At 40.6% G+C, this 17810-nt stretch carries 18 protein-coding genes; 11 read left to right on the top strand and 7 right to left on the bottom strand.

Annotation, left to right across the window (positions count from 1 at the left end):
• Position 1: 1 nt before the first annotated feature.
• Both ACNQGS_RS07270 and ACNQGS_RS07265 read right to left on the bottom strand, forming a co-directional pair.
• Entirely contained in the window at positions 2 to 1480 is a 1479-nt protein-coding gene (locus tag ACNQGS_RS07270) for a cbb3-type cytochrome c oxidase subunit I (RefSeq protein WP_491486755.1), read from the bottom strand.
• Between the two features lie 2 nt (positions 1481 to 1482).
• Complete coding sequence (locus ACNQGS_RS07265; protein ID WP_213145203.1) at positions 1483 to 2019, bottom strand: cupredoxin domain-containing protein; 537 nt, start codon at positions 2017 to 2019, stop codon at positions 1483 to 1485.
• A 235-nt stretch (positions 2020 to 2254) separates the two neighbouring features.
• Between ACNQGS_RS07265 and ACNQGS_RS07260 the strand changes: the two genes are divergently transcribed.
• The 8 genes from ACNQGS_RS07260 to ACNQGS_RS07225 all read left to right on the top strand — a co-directional run bounded on the left by ACNQGS_RS07260 (position 2255) and on the right by ACNQGS_RS07225 (position 10381).
• Positions 2255 to 2383 carry a hypothetical protein gene (locus tag ACNQGS_RS07260; protein WP_491486754.1) on the top strand — a complete coding sequence of 43 codons (129 nt, stop codon included), beginning with the start codon at positions 2255 to 2257 and terminating at the stop codon, positions 2381 to 2383.
• A gap of 223 nt (positions 2384 to 2606) precedes the next feature.
• Positions 2607 to 3605, top strand: a complete 999-nt coding sequence (locus tag ACNQGS_RS07255; protein ID WP_491486753.1) for an ABC transporter substrate-binding protein — start codon at positions 2607 to 2609, stop codon at positions 3603 to 3605.
• Between the two features lie 168 nt (positions 3606 to 3773).
• Positions 3774 to 4805 (top strand): ABC transporter permease, encoded by a 1032-nt coding sequence (locus ACNQGS_RS07250; protein ID WP_378583553.1) that lies wholly within the window; start codon positions 3774 to 3776, stop codon positions 4803 to 4805.
• Complete coding sequence (locus tag ACNQGS_RS07245) at positions 4780 to 5574, top strand: ABC transporter ATP-binding protein (protein WP_213145206.1); 795 nt, start codon at positions 4780 to 4782, stop codon at positions 5572 to 5574. The genes ACNQGS_RS07250 and ACNQGS_RS07245 overlap by 26 nt, the downstream gene beginning before the upstream one ends.
• Positions 5575 to 5797: 223 nt before the next feature.
• On the top strand, positions 5798 to 6913 hold the full coding sequence (gene hppD, locus ACNQGS_RS07240; RefSeq protein WP_491486752.1) for a 4-hydroxyphenylpyruvate dioxygenase: 1116 nt from the start codon (positions 5798 to 5800) through the stop codon (positions 6911 to 6913).
• A 40-nt stretch (positions 6914 to 6953) separates the two neighbouring features.
• Entirely contained in the window at positions 6954 to 8117 is a 1164-nt protein-coding gene (locus ACNQGS_RS07235) for a homogentisate 1,2-dioxygenase (protein WP_491486751.1), read from the top strand.
• A 109-nt stretch (positions 8118 to 8226) separates the two neighbouring features.
• A complete protein-coding gene (locus tag ACNQGS_RS07230) occupies positions 8227 to 8847 on the top strand; it encodes an NUDIX hydrolase (RefSeq protein ID WP_491486750.1) in 621 nt (206 codons plus the stop codon).
• A 172-nt stretch (positions 8848 to 9019) separates the two neighbouring features.
• Positions 9020 to 10381 carry an aspartate kinase gene (locus ACNQGS_RS07225; protein ID WP_491486749.1) on the top strand — a complete coding sequence of 454 codons (1362 nt, stop codon included), beginning with the start codon at positions 9020 to 9022 and terminating at the stop codon, positions 10379 to 10381.
• 32 nt (positions 10382 to 10413) lie between these two features.
• Here ACNQGS_RS07225 and ACNQGS_RS07220 read toward each other — a convergent pair whose 3' ends face one another.
• Entirely contained in the window at positions 10414 to 10992 is a 579-nt protein-coding gene (locus ACNQGS_RS07220) for a DUF2238 domain-containing protein (RefSeq protein ID WP_491486748.1), read from the bottom strand.
• A gap of 15 nt (positions 10993 to 11007) precedes the next feature.
• The gene (locus tag ACNQGS_RS07215; RefSeq protein ID WP_491486747.1) at positions 11008 to 11574 is read right to left on the bottom strand and encodes a DUF2238 domain-containing protein; all 567 of its coding nucleotides are present in this window, start codon (positions 11572 to 11574) and stop codon (positions 11008 to 11010) included.
• 158 nt (positions 11575 to 11732) lie between these two features.
• On the opposite strand from ACNQGS_RS07215, the gene ACNQGS_RS07210 reads away from it, so the two are divergent.
• The gene (locus ACNQGS_RS07210; protein ID WP_491486746.1) at positions 11733 to 12350 is read left to right on the top strand and encodes a GntR family transcriptional regulator; all 618 of its coding nucleotides are present in this window, start codon (positions 11733 to 11735) and stop codon (positions 12348 to 12350) included.
• A gap of 36 nt (positions 12351 to 12386) precedes the next feature.
• Here the strand turns inward: ACNQGS_RS07210 and ACNQGS_RS07205 are convergent, their stop codons facing one another.
• Both ACNQGS_RS07205 and ACNQGS_RS07200 read right to left on the bottom strand, forming a co-directional pair.
• Entirely contained in the window at positions 12387 to 13946 is a 1560-nt protein-coding gene (locus ACNQGS_RS07205; protein ID WP_491486745.1) for an ABC transporter permease/substrate-binding protein, read from the bottom strand.
• Positions 13946 to 15070, bottom strand: a complete 1125-nt coding sequence (locus tag ACNQGS_RS07200) for an ABC transporter ATP-binding protein (protein ID WP_491486744.1) — start codon at positions 15068 to 15070, stop codon at positions 13946 to 13948. The genes ACNQGS_RS07205 and ACNQGS_RS07200 overlap by 1 nt, the downstream gene beginning before the upstream one ends.
• 189 nt (positions 15071 to 15259) lie before the next feature.
• Between ACNQGS_RS07200 and ACNQGS_RS07195 the strand changes: the two genes are divergently transcribed.
• Positions 15260 to 15937 carry a M50 family metallopeptidase gene (locus ACNQGS_RS07195; RefSeq protein WP_423798780.1) on the top strand — a complete coding sequence of 226 codons (678 nt, stop codon included), beginning with the start codon at positions 15260 to 15262 and terminating at the stop codon, positions 15935 to 15937.
• 113 nt (positions 15938 to 16050) lie between these two features.
• The gene (locus ACNQGS_RS07190; RefSeq protein WP_491486852.1) at positions 16051 to 17304 is read left to right on the top strand and encodes a DHH family phosphoesterase; all 1254 of its coding nucleotides are present in this window, start codon (positions 16051 to 16053) and stop codon (positions 17302 to 17304) included.
• A 237-nt stretch (positions 17305 to 17541) separates the two neighbouring features.
• Here the strand turns inward: ACNQGS_RS07190 and ACNQGS_RS07185 are convergent, their stop codons facing one another.
• Positions 17542 to 17706, bottom strand: coding sequence for a hypothetical protein (locus ACNQGS_RS07185; protein WP_491486743.1), 165 nt, complete (start codon positions 17704 to 17706; stop codon positions 17542 to 17544).
• Between the last annotated feature and the right edge of the window lie 104 nt (positions 17707 to 17810).

Below are 17810 nucleotides of genomic sequence, written 5' to 3'. Positions count from 1 at the left end.
ATCAGCTAACAGATTTTAATGGACTTGAAAGTGTATTGTCAGGTGTCTTTTTGCCAACATTCCTCAATCCCATTATAAATCTGGTGGTAAATATTAAGGCTGCAGCAATAATGAAAATCCCGCACAATGCCCCAACCTGGTCAGATCCAGTCCACTCAGGTAAGTGCACGGCCCACCTTCTTGGTGCACTGATTTTTCCGGCATAAAGGAATGAACCAACCAATCCGGTAAAGAAAATAAAATAAGTGGAAATAGCTAATTTATCAAAAGCTGTTTGTTTCTGAGTACCTTCTGTTTTATTGAAGTAATACATGAAACCGAAAATCATCGCGATTACACCCATTCCCATGTAGGTATGGAAATGGCCGGGAACCCATTTCGTATTGTGCATGACATGGTTAACGACAATCGTTGCATCAATAATAGCCGGTACAGCGCCTGCCACCCAGCCGAACATCGCTAGGAACATCATGCTTGAGGCAAAATCCCATTTCACACTAGAGCGGAAAATAATCATTAAGGCGCCATAGGCTGTTACAACCATGACAGGAAGGCCGTTTGCATAGGAAAATATTTGTCCGATAATTAGCATCCATCGCGGTACGGCAAAGTCCATTAACAGATGGTGAGTATAAATCATAAGTGTGAATAAGGTAGAGAAGTTCCAAGCAATCAAAAAGGCTTTATTTGATTTCCATGGACGTCCTGTATATTCCTGCAGGATTTCATAAACCGCAATAACAGCCATATAAATTGTACAGTTAGCGAAAATATGCCCAAACGCATAGGTCAAATGCTTTGCAAGCATCGGATCAAAGGTGAAATTTGGATTGATAATGTTTATGATTGATTCCATTAGTGCAGTAGCACCAGCAAGAATTCCAACCGAATTACAAATAATTACCATTGTTGTTGCCACAACTGCCGCCGGCGGTCCATATCCCTGTTTCCCTCTAAAGATATAATCCCAGCCCAGCGATTTTCCTAAGCCGCCGTATTCCTTGATCAGTCTTGCTGCCAAATAGAAATACATAACAAGGTAGCCGACACCAAGAATTAGAAGCCCAAACAGGAACAACAATGCCCCAGTCATCCCTTTGAATTTTGCTGAAAACGATGGAAGCGGGTACAAGAACGTCCATCCATCCGAAAAATTAAATCCGAAAATGGCAGTCAGAATTAAAACAACACCAATTAAAGACAAGACCAAATTGGCAAAAAAGACTTTATGATTTAATTGGATATATTTTGATAGAAAGTACCACATGATGGCACTGCCGCCCAATGAAGCAATCCCAATCATACCTGTTCCATGAATGGTCATCACCTTATAAAACATCTCCGGTGAAATTTTAATAACATTTCCTTGGTTCAACAGCATAATTACGCCGAAAATCATCATCATAACCAGTACAACTGAGGTAACCACTAACGAAAAAGCCACGCCTTTTTTAATAGATTTACGTGCATTGTTACTCATATTTAGTTACCTCCTTTTGGCTTGACGACAATATCCTTAATCATGACATGATGTCCGGTACTGCAATATTCCAAGCATAATATTTTGTAGGTGCCCGGTTTTGTAAATGTTATCTCCACTACATTGGTATATTCAGGCATTGCCTGCGTCTGGGCAATTAACTGCATGTTTGGATCATATAGTCCAAATCCATGGGTTACATCCTTGCTAGTGACACGAAACTGAACTGGTTCTCCAACGACAAAGTGGTCATCACTTAGTTCCCAGGAAAATTGCATCCCTGCAACATCCACAATCTTACTTTTTGTATCTGCTTTGGCATGCTGGGCATGATAAGGCAGTTTACTTAATGACAGGGCAGTAGCGAACCCCATCACAGCAACAAGCCCTAAAAAATAAAACTTCCGGATTTTGTAGCCTTTCTCTTGAATAGGCCCATACTCACGTTGTTTCCTCGACTCCCCATAAACGAACGAAAAAGCAAGTGCAATGAGGAAAACAAAGAACAGTGTAGCGTACCATGCAATAGATTGGTACATGAAATCCCCTCCCAATATTGTTTCAAAAAACAAGTCATCCCCCAACAACTTGTTATTCCTTTACATTTTAATGTCCTTCTTGTGACAAAATAGTGAAAAAAATCATACATTCCGGTAAAACTGAAAATTTTCCTAGTTAAATAACTTTTTTTCAAAAAAAATAGGAAAGTACCCCCAACATTTACATAACGTATTCGAATATTTTAGTAAATTAAGATACTCGGGAGGTTAGATGATGGGAACCTTATTGATTGACATTGACAAATTACTAGAAGCTACTTCAGATCTAACATCTGAGAAAAATATTGGAAAATTAAAACTGGTGGAAATTGACAAGCTGCTTGACCGTACAAAAGATTGGTGAAAATTAGACTCTAGTTCCTCCGAATACTTTTTATAGATTTTGCCTTCCATTATTGGAAGGTTTTTTTTATTTAAAAAAATACTAAAACAGTGAAACTCTTTCGATTTGCCGCTTTAAAGCAAAAAATAAATTTTGAATTTTCTATTGCTTTTGTACTAAAAAAATACTAGAATAATTTTTAATATAATAAATTTTTAGAAAAATAAATTAGGGGGATTACTTAATGAAGAAAAAAGTAAAAGGTCTTTCCATAGCTCTAGCCGGAATGCTGCTTCTTGCCGGCTGTGGAAGTAAGGAAACTTCCAGCGGCTCGGAAAAAGGCGGAGCGGATAAGGAATTTAAAGTCGGAATCAGCCAGTTTGCACCGCACCCTTCATTGGATGCAGCAACAGAAGGCTTTAAAAAGGCATTAGCAGACAAAGGAATCAAAGTGAAGTTTGATGAACAAAATGCTCAAGCAGATATGAACAACACCCAAACAATTGCTAAGAATTTTGTAGGTGACAAGGTTGATTTAATCTTTGCAAATGCTACTCCAAGTGCTACAGCAGCCTTGAATGCAACAAAAGACATTCCAATTATTTTTACATCAGTAACTGATCCAGTTGGTGCAGGTCTAGTAAAAGCTTTTGACCAGCCTGGAAAAAATATTACTGGAACAACTGATAACCACCCAGAAGCAACAAAGAAAACAATAAATTTCATTACGGATGAAGTAAAAGCCAAGAATGTTGGCGTCATTTATAACTCCGGTGAGCAAAATTCCGAAGTCCAAGTAAAAGAGGTTAAGAAGTTAGTAGAAGAGAAGGGTGCTAAGCTTGTAGAGGTTTCTGTTGCCAATACTTCAGAGGTTAAGCAGGCAGCTGAATCCTTGGTAGGCCGAGTGGATGCCATTTACGTACCGACTGACAATACGGTTGTTACGGCTCTTGATTCAGTTATCAGCGTAGCTAACAGCAAAAAGATTCCTCTATTTGTCGGTGAACTTGATTCTATGAAAAAAGGTGCCGTTGCTGCAACTGGATTCAATTATTATGACATTGGCTATCAATCTGGTGTAATGGCTGCTGACATACTATCCGGAAAGAAAAAAACTTCCGAAATTCCGGTTGAGCTGCCGAAGACTTTAAAATTGGTCATTAATAAAAAAGCTGCCGAGGCTCAAGGACTTGAAGTGAAAGAAGAATGGAGCAAGCTTGGCGAGTTTTATGAAGGAAAATAGAAAAGCGGAAGCGCCTTGTTTAGGCGCTGGAGCTAGAACAAATAAGAGTGACGAATAGATTACCAGGAGTCAATCTTTCTTTAGGATTGACTCCTTATGTGCTTGACACGAATTAATGTAGGTCAAATTGTTTTTGGCTAAATGTCAAAAAAGGAAAGGATGAACACAATGTTTACAGCCATATTTGGATCATTCGAGGCAGGTATCATCTATGCGATTATGGCGCTGGGCGTCTATCTATCCTTTCGTATTCTAGATTTCCCGGATTTAACGGTAGATGGAAGTTTTGTTACAGGCGGCGCTATTGCTGCGGTCATGATTGCGGGGGGAGCAAATCCCTTTTTAGCAACAATAATGGCTTTATTTGCCGGTTTTCTTGCTGGATGTATGACCGGGATCCTGCATACCTTTGGAAAAATTAACAATCTGCTTGCCGGTATTCTAATGATGATTGCCCTCTACTCCATTAACTTAAGAATCATGGGGCGTTCCAACATTCCATTATTAAATACAGATACAGCCTTCACGAAAATTGGCGATATTTTCGAAAAATCAGGAATTGATTCTTTCCTTAACGGACTGTTAACGGCAGCAGGCTTAGGTGATAGTCTTCCTGAAACATGGGGCATTCTTATTTTCATGCTTGTCGTTACCTTTATGATTAAATTCCTGACTGATTGGTTTTTACAAACGGAAATCGGGCTTGCTGTCAGAGCGACAGGAAATAATCAGCGCATGATCCGCAGTTTTTCAGCCAATACAAATCTTTTGACTGTTCTTGGTTTGGGACTCTCCAATGCTTTAGTAGCTTTTTCAGGCGCACTGATTGCCCAGCAAGGCGGTTTTGCGGATGTCGGAATGGGTATCGGGATGATTATTATCGGGCTTGCATCTGTTATCATTGGTGAAGCATTGTTCGGTACTAAAACAATTGCCAGAACCACACTTGCTGTTATTGGAGGCTCCATTATCTACCGGATTGTCGTTTCAATGGCACTAAGAATTGAATTCCTCGATCCAGGAGATATGAAGCTGATAACCGCCATAATTGTCATTCTTGCTTTGACAACACCTAAGATTATTGAGCGTTCAAAAGAGAAAAAGCGGAAAGCTCGCAGAAAAGCAGAAAAACTGGGCGTAATGCAAGCATCTGTAGAGCGGAAGGGTGAAAATCATGCTGCAGTTAAATCAGATTCATAAAATTTTCAACGAAGGTTCGCCGGATGAAAAGATTGCCATTGATCATATTAATTTAACTATGAAAAAGGGAGATTTCGTTACAGTAATCGGAAGTAACGGAGCGGGTAAGTCGACGCTGATGAATATCATTTCCGGCGGTATACTACCTGATATTGGGGAAGTTTTTATCGACGGTAAAAATGTGACCACAATGTCCGAGTATAAACGTGCTAAAATGATTGGCCGCGTCTTCCAGGATCCGATGGCCGGTACCGCACCAAGCATGACAATTGAAGAGAATCTGGCAATGGCATATTCCCGGAATAAAACAAGAACCCTTAGCAGGGGTGTTACAAAAAAACGCCGCGATTATTTCCGAGAGGTTTTAGAGTCGCTTCATCTTGGACTGGAAAATCGCCTCAGTGCAAAGGTCGGGCTCCTGTCAGGTGGGGAACGTCAAGCCTTATCATTATTAATGGCAACGTTCACAGAGCCATCGATTCTCCTTTTGGATGAACATACCGCTGCCCTTGATCCATCTCGTGCAGAGTTAATTACGAATTTGACAAAGGAAATCGTCGATAAATATAAGCTTACTACCCTAATGGTTACCCATAATATGCAGCAGGCTATAGACCTTGGGAACCGCTTGATTATGATGGATAAAGGTCAAATAATTTTAGAAGTAAACGAGGAACAGAAGAAAGGTCTAACTATTGAAGGATTACTCGAGGAATTCAAACGAATCCGCGGCGTCCAAATGGCCAGCGACCGTGCCGTCCTCTCGTAAAAAATTTTTTTGCTGGAAAGACGGACAAAATTTTATTGAAATACATTTCCAACACTTAAATAGTAGAAACATACCGCTGTCTGGTATGTTTCTTTTTTATTTTAAAAAAATTAGTGTTTAATGCCTCAAAGCGTTATTGCTTTGCACTCTATTCTTGAGGGAATAGGCTGACTCTTTTTACAATGTATCTATATTATAAATAAAGTTAAGGGGGGTATAAAACATGAAAGAGAGGCTATCGAGAGCAGAGCAGTTGGTCGAGGACTTTTTCCCTGTAAGGGACGTGGATTATATAGAAATTTATACCGGGAATGCCAAGCAGGCATGCCATTATTTTTGCACTGCCTTTGGGTTTAGGCCAATTGCCTATTCCGGGCTTGAAACCGGGAATCGCGAAAACGTTTCCTATGTATTGAAACAGGGAAATATCCGCCTTGTTCTTACCGGATCCTACACAGAAAATACGCGGACAGCCCTATTTGTTAAACAACATGGTGACGGCGTAAAGGATGTGGCCCTGCTGGTTGACGATGTTACAAAGGCCTTTGAGGAGGCAGTAAACAGAGGAGCTATTGCAATTGCCGCTCCATTTGAATTGAAAGATGAAAATGGTGTCGTGAAAAAAGCCGTTCTCGGTACTTACGGCGATACCCTTCATACGCTTATAGAACGGAAAAATTATCAAGGTGCCTTTTTGCCTGGGTATAAGCCTTATTCTAACAATCTGTCGGTAGAGGAAACAGGTTTAATTGGGTTTGACCATGTTGTTGGCAATGTTGAAAGCATGGAGGAATGGGTAGAGTACTATTCCAAGGTGATGGGCTTTAAGGAAATGAAGCATTTTAGTGATAAGGATATCACAACCGAATATTCGGCACTCATGTCAAAAGTGATGCATAACGGCGGTAGAATCAAATTCCCGATTAATGAACCTGCAGAGGGTAAGCGCAAGTCGCAAATTCAAGAATACCTAGAATTCTATAATGGCCCGGGGGTTCAGCATCTGGCCATTTTAACTGAGGATATCGTTTCAACGGTAACGGCGTTAAGGAAAAATGGTGTGGAATTCCTGTCTACTCCGGGAGCCTATTATGATTCATTAGCAGAGCGGATTGGAAAGATTGATGAAGAGATTGGAAAACTGCGTGAATTGAATATTTTAGTAGACCGTGATGATGAGGGATATTTGCTGCAAATCTTCACAAAGCCGATTGTCGACCGTCCGACCCTGTTTATTGAAATCATCCAGCGTAAAGGGGCAAGGGGCTTTGGTGAAGGAAACTTTAAGGCTCTATTTGAATCCATTGAACGTGAGCAGGAGAAAAGAGGAAATTTATAAAAATAGAAAATTAGCTGTTTTTAAAAGGGCGTGGTGAAGAATGTACTACCGTCAAATGGGAAAGCTGCCCCGCAAGCGGCATACGATATTTAAAAAAGAGGATGGGAGCCTTTATAGAGAGCAGGTTATGGGTACCAGGGGGTTTTCCGGCACACAATCAATTCTTTACCATCATTACATGCCGACAGAAGTTGTAAAAGCGGAACTAAAGGGCAGTTATCTTCCGGAATATGAAGAGCAACAACCGCTTAAGCATCGACATTTTTTTACAAATAAAATTAACAGGCGTGGAGATTTTTTAAACGCGAGAGAGTACCTTTTGGGAAATCAAGATCTGTTAATCGGGACAGCTACTGTCACAAAAGGGATAAACAGCTTTTATCGAAATGGTGACGGAGATGAGATGCTGTTTATTCATACCGGCACAGGAAAGCTGGAGACGATGTTTGGGACGTTATCGTACGGACCAGGTGATTACCTGCTCATTCCGATAGGAACAATATACAGATTGCTTCCTAACGGTGCTGAACCGACAAAGATTCTCTTTGTTGAGGCATTCAGTCAAATTACGACACCGCGGCGTTATCGGAACGAATACGGGCAGCTGCTGGAGCATAGTCCGTTTTGCGAACGGGACATCCGCGGTCCGGAAAGGTTAGAAACCTATAATCAATCTGGGGAATTCGAGGTGTTAACGAAGTCACGCGGGGCTATCCATTCGCACATTATTGGCCATCATCCGCTTGATGTGGCAGGCTGGGACGGTTATTTGTACCCGTGGGCCTTTAATATAGAAAACTTTGAACCAATTACAGGAAGGATTCATCAGCCGCCGCCGGTTCATCAAACATTTGAAGGAAAAAATTTTGTTGTTTGTTCATTTGTTCCGCGTCTTTACGATTATCATCCTGAGGCCATCCCGGCACCATATTATCATAGCAATGTAAACAGTGACGAGCTTCTCTATTATGTAAAGGGCAATTTTATGAGCCGTAAGGGTATCCAGGAAGGATCGATTACCCTGCACCCGAGCGGAATTCCGCATGGACCTCACCCGGGGAAAACGGAGGCGAGCATTGGGAAGAAAGAGACACTTGAATTGGCTGTTATGATTGATACCTTTCACCCATTGAAGGCTGTAAAAAATGCTCATGAATATGAGGACCCTGCCTATATGTATTCCTGGTACGAAAGGAAAGAATAGAATGGCTGAAGCAATCCAACATTAAGGTTGGGTTGTTTTTTCATTTAAGGAGGATTATTTTAATAAAAATGGTATGCTTTAGATAGAGGTTTTGTGAGAGGTGAAATGAATGAATTTGGAAGCTATATTAGCAAAATTAAAGGAGCATACTCCAGAAATACTAGGGAGCAAGAAATTTTCAAAATATGCGGTTATGGTGCCGCTAGTATTAAAAGGTGATGAAGTTCACGTCTTATTTGAGGTTCGGTCTCTTCAATTAAAAAGACAGCCGGGTGAAATCTGTTTTCCTGGCGGAAAGATTGATTCCCATGACGAGGACGCTGAAGCCGCTGCCATCCGTGAGACAAATGAGGAACTCCGGATTGACAGAGAAGAGATATCAAAAGTCTATCCGCTTGATTACATGGTTTCGCCCTTTGGCATGATTATATATCCTTATGCAGGGTTCATAAAGAATCCGGAAAAGGTAAATCCAAATCCATCTGAAGTTGGAGAAGTTTTTACCGTGCCGTTGTCCTTCTTTTTTGAAAAAGAGCCGGAAGTTTATCATATTGAATTTAAAATGGAGCCGGAGAAAAATTTTCCGTTTGATTTGATTGTTGGCGGTGAGAATTATAATTGGCGTGCACGAGGGATGGAGGAATATTTCTATCTTTATGAAGATAAGGTCATTTGGGGATTAACAGCCAGAATTCTTGCCCATTTTATTGAGCTAATCCGCGGAGAATAAGCTTTCGCCTAGACAGTGTGTTTATCTTAAAAATACACTGTTTTTTTGCCCATTTTTTCCAAATGTCCACCTGGAATGAACATTTGTACACGTATAACGGAAAAAACACTTGAATAATTTCAAAATTGTACTAAAATTAAGTTTATATTTTTAAAAATTAGGAGATGTCAGAATGAAGGTCGTTAAGTTTGGGGGCTCCTCTTTAGCTTCAGGAAAACAACTTGAAAAGGTATTCCAAATTGTCATGTCAGATCCTGAACGAAAAGTGGTTGTTGTATCAGCACCGGGTAAGCGGAACCCGGAAGATATAAAAGTAACTGATTTATTAATAACATGTGCCGAAAAATCGCTGGCAAACAGTAATCCTGTAGAAGAAATTAACACCGTTCTAGCAAGATATCGGGATATTGCAGAGGAGCTATCGCTTCCAGGAGAAATCATTGCAGATATCGAGGATGATTTATTTGCAAGATTGAACGGTGACAAGGATAAGCCTGATCGTTACATAGACCGGTTAAAAGCCGCTGGTGAAGATAATAATGCCAAATTGGTGGCAGCATTTTTCCGCAAGCGGGAAGTGGAGGCCTATTATGTCAATCCGAAAGAGGCTGGGCTGGTTGTAAGCCCAGAACCGGGAAATGCACAGGCACTGCCTGAAGCATATGAACGCTTGTTTGCACTCCGGAATCAGCCTGGCATTTTAATTTTCCCAGGATTCTTTGGCTACAGCGAAGAAGGTGAAGTCTTTACGTTTTCGCGAAGCGGCTCCGATATTACTGGTTCCATTCTCGCGAATGCTTTAAAGGCTGATTTGTATGAGAACTTTACGGATGTGGATGCCGTTTATTCCGTTAACCCTTATATTGTTGAAAAACCAAAGGAAATAAAGGAATTAACATACCGGGAAATGCGGGAGCTTTCCTATGCAGGTTTTAGTGTATTGCATGATGAGGCGCTTGTGCCGGCCTTCCGTGCGGGAATTCCAGTTCATGTCAAGAACACTAATAATCCAAGTGCCCCAGGTACGAGGATTGTGGCTGAGCGGGAAAACACCAACGGTCCTGCCATCGGGATTGCCAGTGATAAAGGCTTTTGCAGCATTTATGTGAGCAAATACTTAATGAACCGTGAAGTGGGCTTCGGACGTAAACTTCTTGGGATTTTAGAAGATTTCGGATTATCATATGAGCATACGCCGTCAGGAATTGATGATATTTCCGTGATTTTACGAGAAAACCAGTTTGACGGGGAAATGGAAAAGGAAATTCTGCAGCGTATTAAAACAGAACTACACGCAGATGAAGTAAAGCTTGTTCATGGACTTTCTCTGATTATGGTGGTTGGAGAGGGAATGCGCCGAAATGTAGGGACAATGGCCAGAGCCTCCAAGGCCTTGGCAAAAGCCAAGGTTAATATCGAAATGATTAATCAGGGTTCCTCCGAGGTTAGTATGATGTTCGGTGTTAAATCAGTTGATGAAAAAAGAGCGGTAAAGGCGATTTATGAGGAGTTTTTTACAGCGGTGACCGTATAAGATAAAAGCAGCCTTTGTGATTGGGGCTGCTTTTATCTTATTTTGTTCAGTTTTATCTTTGTCCTTATCCCGGACCATATCGCTATCACTAAACCGCCAAGGGTGTCGGCAATCAGGTCGGTCATTGTATCTTTATTCCCGCCGCCTTGTAGAGTCATCCCCAAAAACTGGTCACAGCTAAATTCATAAACCTCCCATAGCACACCGCCGAGAACGGCAAATGATAACGTAAATAAAAACACAAACCATGGAGATATATCTCCTCCGGCGGACCTGTGTATCAGCCGTTCATACAAGGCGATGGCGGCAAAAGCTAAAATTGCCCCACTGACCACATGCATAAAGGTGTCCCACCAGCCGAGCCCATACCAGCCGCGGATAGAACCCAAATATTGTGAACCCACTAAAAAAATTAAATAGGAGATGACTATGGGCAGATTAAATTGGAGCTTTGTAAATAACGCCAAGAGAAGAGGGATTGCCCCGCAGACAATGCCGCCTATCGCCACCGTTGATTTAAAGGATTGCCCCTGATTATGGTAATAGACGGCTAAAATTGCCATGAAAATTACGTACAAACTACTTAAAAATAGGACAAGTTTTCGATTCATATATGCCACCCTAACCTAAACAGTCTGTTTTCTAACCTTTGCATAAACAGCCACGAGGATTCCCCCTGCAAGACCGAACAGCAAATCTAGCATCGTATCTTTATTGCCGCCTCTTTGCATCGTGTGCGTAAAGGTGATATCCCCTAAAAACTCGTAAATCTCCCATAGGGCACTTGCTAAAACGGATAATGAGAGGACAAACAGAAAAAGAATCCAGGAGGAGACCTCATTTCTTATGTTCGCTCTTATCATATTCTTAAATAAGGCAATTCCTACAATTCCCACATACACTCCTTTATAAAAATGAAGAGTGGAATCCCACCATTTGTGATGCAAATAAAAACTTGCGATGGACCCTAAATATAACGAGCAAAATAAAAAGAAATAATACCCTATGATAAGGGGGATGTTGAACGGATTGTTTTTAAAGCGCAATAGCAAAAGAGGAAGGGCACTGACCAAAATTCCGCCAAGGGCTACTTCCCATCTGGATGAGTCCCCCTTCATAATGTATATAATAAATAGGACAGCCATAAATAAAATAAAAATTACACTTAAAATACCAAGAACCTTTCGCCACATAATTGCACCTCTTTACAAGAGTTCTGCCTGATATTATGCCCATTATGTTCCGATTTTACCCAAGTATGTATCCGGCACTCGCCAACTGCTTATTAAAAATGTATAGTAATACTGGAATAGATAGTAACGTATATTGAATAACTTTGTGGAGGCTTCTTATGCAAAGGGCACAAATACCGACATATGAACGAATCGCCATCGATTTGGCCAACCGAATTTACGATGGGGAATTTAAAGTTGGGGATAAGATTCATGGAAGATCAACATTGGCTAGTGATTACAAGGTATCTCCTGAAACAGTCAGGAGGGCCATCAAGATTTTGGAGGATGTGGAAATTGTCCAGTCCACAAAGGGAAGCGGAATTGTCATCTCATCCCGTGAAAATGCTTTTAAATATATTTCACGTTTTTCGGATCTGGCTAGCATTAAGGAATTAGAAAAACAAATGAATACAGTTATGTTGGAACGAAATAAGCTGGATGACCAGTTGTTTGATACGCTCCGAAAAATATTGGATTATTCAGGGAAGCTTCGTCACACAAATCCGCTTGCCCCGATTGAAATTGAAATTCTTCCAAACTGCAGCCATATCGGCAAGACTATTTCAGAGTTGAAATTTTGGCAAAATACTGGCGGCACGGTAATTGGGATTAAAAGAGAAGGAGGCCTCGTGATTTCTCCAGGACCGTACGCGCTCATTCTAGAAGGGGATGTATTGCTCGTGATTGGCAGCGAGGAAACCTATGACAGGGTGGTTCATTTTATACAGGAATAAGAACAGGAGGCGACGTGTTGTCAGCCTCCTGTTGTTTTATTTATCTAATAATCCCTCTTTTTCTAAAAATTCCTTCGCAACTTTTGCTGGGGATTGTTTTAGACTATCAACCTTATAATTTAGTTCCCTCATTTTATCCTCTGTAATCTTGCCGGCAAGGCTGTTAAGAACATTTTTCAGTTCAGGATGTTCTTTTAAAGTTTCCTCCTTGATGATTGGAACTGCATAATAAGGCGGGAAGAAGTTCTTATCATCCTTTAACACTTTTAGCTTAAAGGCTTCAATCAAGCCATCGGTTGAGAAAGCGTCAATAACGTCGCTTTTGTGGTTGTCGAGCGCTGTATAACGCAGGCCGCCGTCAACGGCTTTAACGTCTTTAAATTGCATATTATACGTTTTGGAGAGACCGATTAGTCCGTCTTCTCGATTTGGGAACTCGATGGTCGGTCCCATGATTAACTCATTGCTTACCTTGGCCAAGTCGGAGATGGTTTTGAGTCCATATTGATCAGCGGTATCCTTACGGATGGCCAATGCGTAGGTGTTATTAAAACCAAGCGGCTTTAACAATCTAATCCCATACTTTTTGTTAAATTCCTTTTGAACATAATCATAAACCTGTTCAGGATTATTCTGTGGCGGCTGTTTTAAAATATTGACAAGTCCTGTTCCAGTGTATTCTACATAAACATCAATATCGCCGCTGTTAAGGGCACTGAAGGTAACCTGAGAACCGCCGAGATTCAGCTTTCTTTCAACTTCTAAATCAGTTTTATTTTCAATTAAGTCGGCAAGCATATTACCAAGAATCAGCTGCTCACTGAAATTCTTCGAACCAATGACAATTTTATCGCCAGCCTGGGCCTTTGAATAAACGGTAAAGACGCCGGCAATGACGAGAAGGACACTGGCAAAAGAAAGAATGATTTTTTTGGTTGTTTTTCCTGTTTTCGACGCAGACGATTGTTTTGTCTTATAAGATAGGGAGGTCTCAAGCTTTCCGACAATAAAGTCGATTAATAATGCAAGAATACAGGCCGGAATCGCACCAGCCAAAATCATGGCATTATCGACCGTTTGCACACCGGAGAAGACAAGATAACCCAATCCGCCTGCTCCTACGAAGGCTGCAATCGTCATTAACCCAACAGCCGTAACGGCTGAAATTCTGATACCCGCCATAATCATCGGGAAGGCCAGCGGCAGCTGCACTTTTCTCATTGTTTGACCCTTGGTCAGACCGATGCCTTTGGCGGCTTCCAGAATGTCTCGATCAATATTGGTTAATCCCGTATAGGTATTTTTCACAATTGGAAGCAGGGAGTACAATACCACCATTACAATGGCAGGGGTACTGCCGATGCCGATAAATGGAATTAGAAATCCGAGCAAGGCCAGACTTGGCACCGCCTGAATGACATTTGTAGTGCCTATGATTGGTTTAGAAAGCTTTGGCTCTCTGGAAATCAATATTCCAAGTGGAATTCCAATAACGGTAGCAATCAGAACAGACATGACACTTAAATATATATGCTGTCCTAAAAGTTCAAGGAGTTGGTTATAGTTGTTACTTGCATAGTTCCATAATTCACCCATTAAAAGGCCACCTCCATATCGATTAATTGGCTGCTTAGTGCAGATAAAATACTGCTTCTTGTAATCAGACCTGTTAACTGTCCAGTACTGTTAATAACAGGCACATAACCAATCTTATGTTCATTCATGGTTGCGAGAACGGAAATCAAATTGGCATCCTGTGATACCGACAGGACATTCTTCTCCATTATCCATTCAATTTCGGAGTTGCGGTTTAACAATTGAATTCCTTTCAAGGTCACCAACCCGATAAGACGGTTATTCTTGTCAGTTACCAATAAACTGTCTACTTTGTTTTCCTTCATGATTTCAATTGCCTGCAGGACGTTCCGTTTGGCGGTAATTTTAACCGGATTTGGAATCATGATATCCTCGGCCATTAACAATTCAGGATTATTCCATACCCTGCGCTTGCCGATAAAATCGGAAACAAAATCATTAGCAGGATTTTTTAAGATGTTTTCTGGCGTGTCATACTGTAGAATATCCCCGTCTTTTAAAATACAAATCTTGTCAGCTATTTTAATAGCCTCATCCATATCATGAGTGACAAAGATGATTGTTTTGTTTAATTCCTTTTGCATTTGGAACAGTTCATCCTGAAGTGATGATCGTGTGACGGGATCGAGTGCACTGAATGGTTCATCCATTAAGATAATGTCGGAGTTTGTGGAGAAGGCTCTTGCTACGCCAATTCGCTGCTGCTGACCGCCGCTTAATTCCTTTGGATAACGGTGCAGATACTCTTTAGGATCTAACCCTACTATTTCAAGTAACTCGTTCGTTTTCTTCTCAATAGCAGCAGGATCTTCACCCTTCAGTTTAGGAATCAACTCCAAGTTTTCCTTAATCGTCATATGTGGGAACAAACCCGTGTTTTGAATGACATAGCCAATATTTCGGCGAAGCTCAATCGGATTCACGGTAGAAATATCAGATCCATTTACCACAATCTTCCCAGAAGTTGGCTGTATCAGCTTATTAATCATTTTTAGCAAGGTTGTCTTCCCGCAGCCACTTGGACCGATAAAAACAACAAGCTGTCCAGCTTCAACTTTTAATGAAAAAGAATTTATAACTGTTTTGGATCGATATTTTTTAATAATATTCTTAAACTCTATCAATCTCATTCCCTCCTTTTTGGGATGTAACAACTTTATGGTAACACATAAGTTGTTGGTTGTCGAATCCTTTCAAAAATTGTCCTAAAGATATGCGGCTATAAAATGGCGTGGTTATTGTTATTCTTTTTTAATTAATAGTGATAAAATATAGAAAATATTGAAAATTTTTAAAGCAGAGGAGAATGTCAATTGAGCTTTGTTCGTGAAAAATTCAGTGCGAAGTTTTTTCTTTTCCTCGTGACTAGCGTTCTGTTAATTCATATTCCGTTTATGGGGAATTATTTTCGGATGATAAATACATTAATTCATGAGTCCGGACACGCATTTGTGGCTTTACTGGGCGGTAATGTGGAAAGAATTTCGTTATTTATGAATTCTGAAGGTGCCACGTATAGCAATCAGTCCACTTGGATTGGCAGTTTTTTTACCAGTTTGGCGGGTTATACATTTGCATCATTTTCAGCCTTCCTTTTCTTTTTATTACTTGGAAGGAAAAAGCAGATACTATTGATCGATATCATATTGGGATTCATTTTTATTAATCTCCTTTTCTGGGTACGTAACCCATATGGAATCTTTTGGCTAAGTTCATTTGCTGCGGGGTTCCTGTTCCTGCTCATTAAAGGGAGCCAAGGATTTAGAGATCATTTATTGATGCTGATCGCCTCCATTTTACTGGTGGATTCGGTTCAAAGTGCATATGAAATATTTTATATAAGTTTACTAAGCCCGCAATTTGCGGGAGATGCAGCGAATTTGGCGAATTTGACCATAATTATTCCCGCCCCTTTTTGGGGAGCACTCTTTTTCTTTCAGGCACTCTGGTTTTGTTATTACGGCCTAAAAAGAGGATATTACAAAACTTAAGCTTATACTAGGGAATGGAGCTGGCTCTAATCGGGTCAGCTTTTCTAATGAATAAGAAGATAAAATCAAAACCAAAATATACGTTATGGAAAAAATATGGGATGGTGTATGGAATGGTCAAACTTTTTACTGATGTTGATTTAGATGGCCTTGGCAGCGGGGTGTTGGCAAAGCTCGCTTTTGGGGAACAGGCAAAAGTATCCTATTGCTCTTATCGTAATTTAAATCAGCGGGTCGAAGCTTTTATAACTAACCAAGAAAATAATAATGAAGAAACGTTTATTACCGATTTAGCTGTAAATGAAGAAACTGAGAAAAAATTAGCCGAAAGATTTCAGGCTGGAAAACATATTCAGGTGATTGATCATCATGTGACAGCGTTGCATTTTAATAACTACAAATGGGGCAGTGTCAAAACAGAATATGAATCTGGAAATAAAACCTGTGCCACATCGCTGTTTTACGACTATCTAATTGAGAAGGGAAGACTGGATAAAAGCAAAGCGCTCGATGAATTTGTAGACTTAATCAGGCAGTACGATACCTGGGAATGGGATGAAAATAACAATATTAAGGCCAAACGCTTAAATGATTTGTTCCATATTATGAACCGGGAACAGTTTGAAGAGGAAATGATAAAAAGGTTAACGGAGAACAGGGAATCATTTGATTTTACCGAAACAGAAAACATAATTTTGGATATCGAGGAACAAAAAATTAACCGATATATCCATTCTAAAAGCAGGCAAATGGTCCAAACCTTTGTGGAAGATTATTGTGTTGGTATTGTCCCTGCGGAACAAAACATGTCAGAGCTGGGGAATGCATTAAACACGCAAAATCCACATTTGGATATGATCGTCCTTCTTAATTTGGGTGGAAAAAAGATGGGCTTTAGGACCATTCATGATGAAGTGAATGTCGCGGAGTTTGCTAAAAGGTATGGAGGAGGGGGACATCCGAAAGCTTCAGGGGCAGATTTGACCAAAGCGGCCTTTGAAACATTTGTTATTAATGTATTTGATATCTTACCGCTTAAACCCGATGCTGACCGCAATGAATTTAATCTGAAGGAGTCGGAAACAGGGAGCAGCTACCAGAATCATAAAGGGGAGATTTCTTATATATTCCCCTCTGGAGACGGGGAGTTTTATGTCTTTCATAACGGTGAAAAGGTCTCGCCGATGTTCTCGACCTTTATGGAAGCTGAGCGATTTGTTAAAAGAAGCTTTTCCTCATGGCTGCGGTATGACCGAGAGTACCTTGTAGAACTTTCCAAATACTTAAAGATATCAGAGAAGGAATTAAAGGAAAACTATGCAGAAATTATCACCAATCGATTGGTGGATATCGTTGGAGGAAAATGAGAGCTGGAGCGGCTTCAGATAATCGAGAAAGGGTATTTTTCTCGCAGTTTCTATTTTTTCTGAATTCGAAGTTCCGATTTTTATTAAAAGATTTATCTATGCTAGCGGGCCTGTTGATTTCCGCTCCGGGCACTCGCTTTCCGCGGGGAGATCCTGGAGCCTCCTCGGCGCTGAAAGCGCCTGCGGGGTCTCCAGTGACCTCTATTTCCCGCAGGAGTCGAGTGCCCTCCGCTCCAATCAACAGGGAGGAAAACAACCTACATCATTGCCACACACTTTTTCGAACAATGCTAAGTGTGTGGCCTTTATCATAGACATTTTCTTTTGGATTTTTTGCTTTTGTCCTTCATCGGCTTTATAAAAGGCATTTCCCTCGAAGATTCCTTCAATTTTGTCCTTCATTAGTTTTAGAGGGACATTTCCTCCTGGATTTCATCGATTTTGTTCTTCATCGTTTTTCTGGTAAGAAGGTAGTTACATCATCTTGTGAGTTGAAGTTTTTATTA

It is taken from the genome of Neobacillus sp. PVCKKU3, from assembly GCF_058323225.1.
Note: the sequence above shows the minus strand (reverse complement) of the source record. Positions and strands in the feature narration are given on the sequence as shown.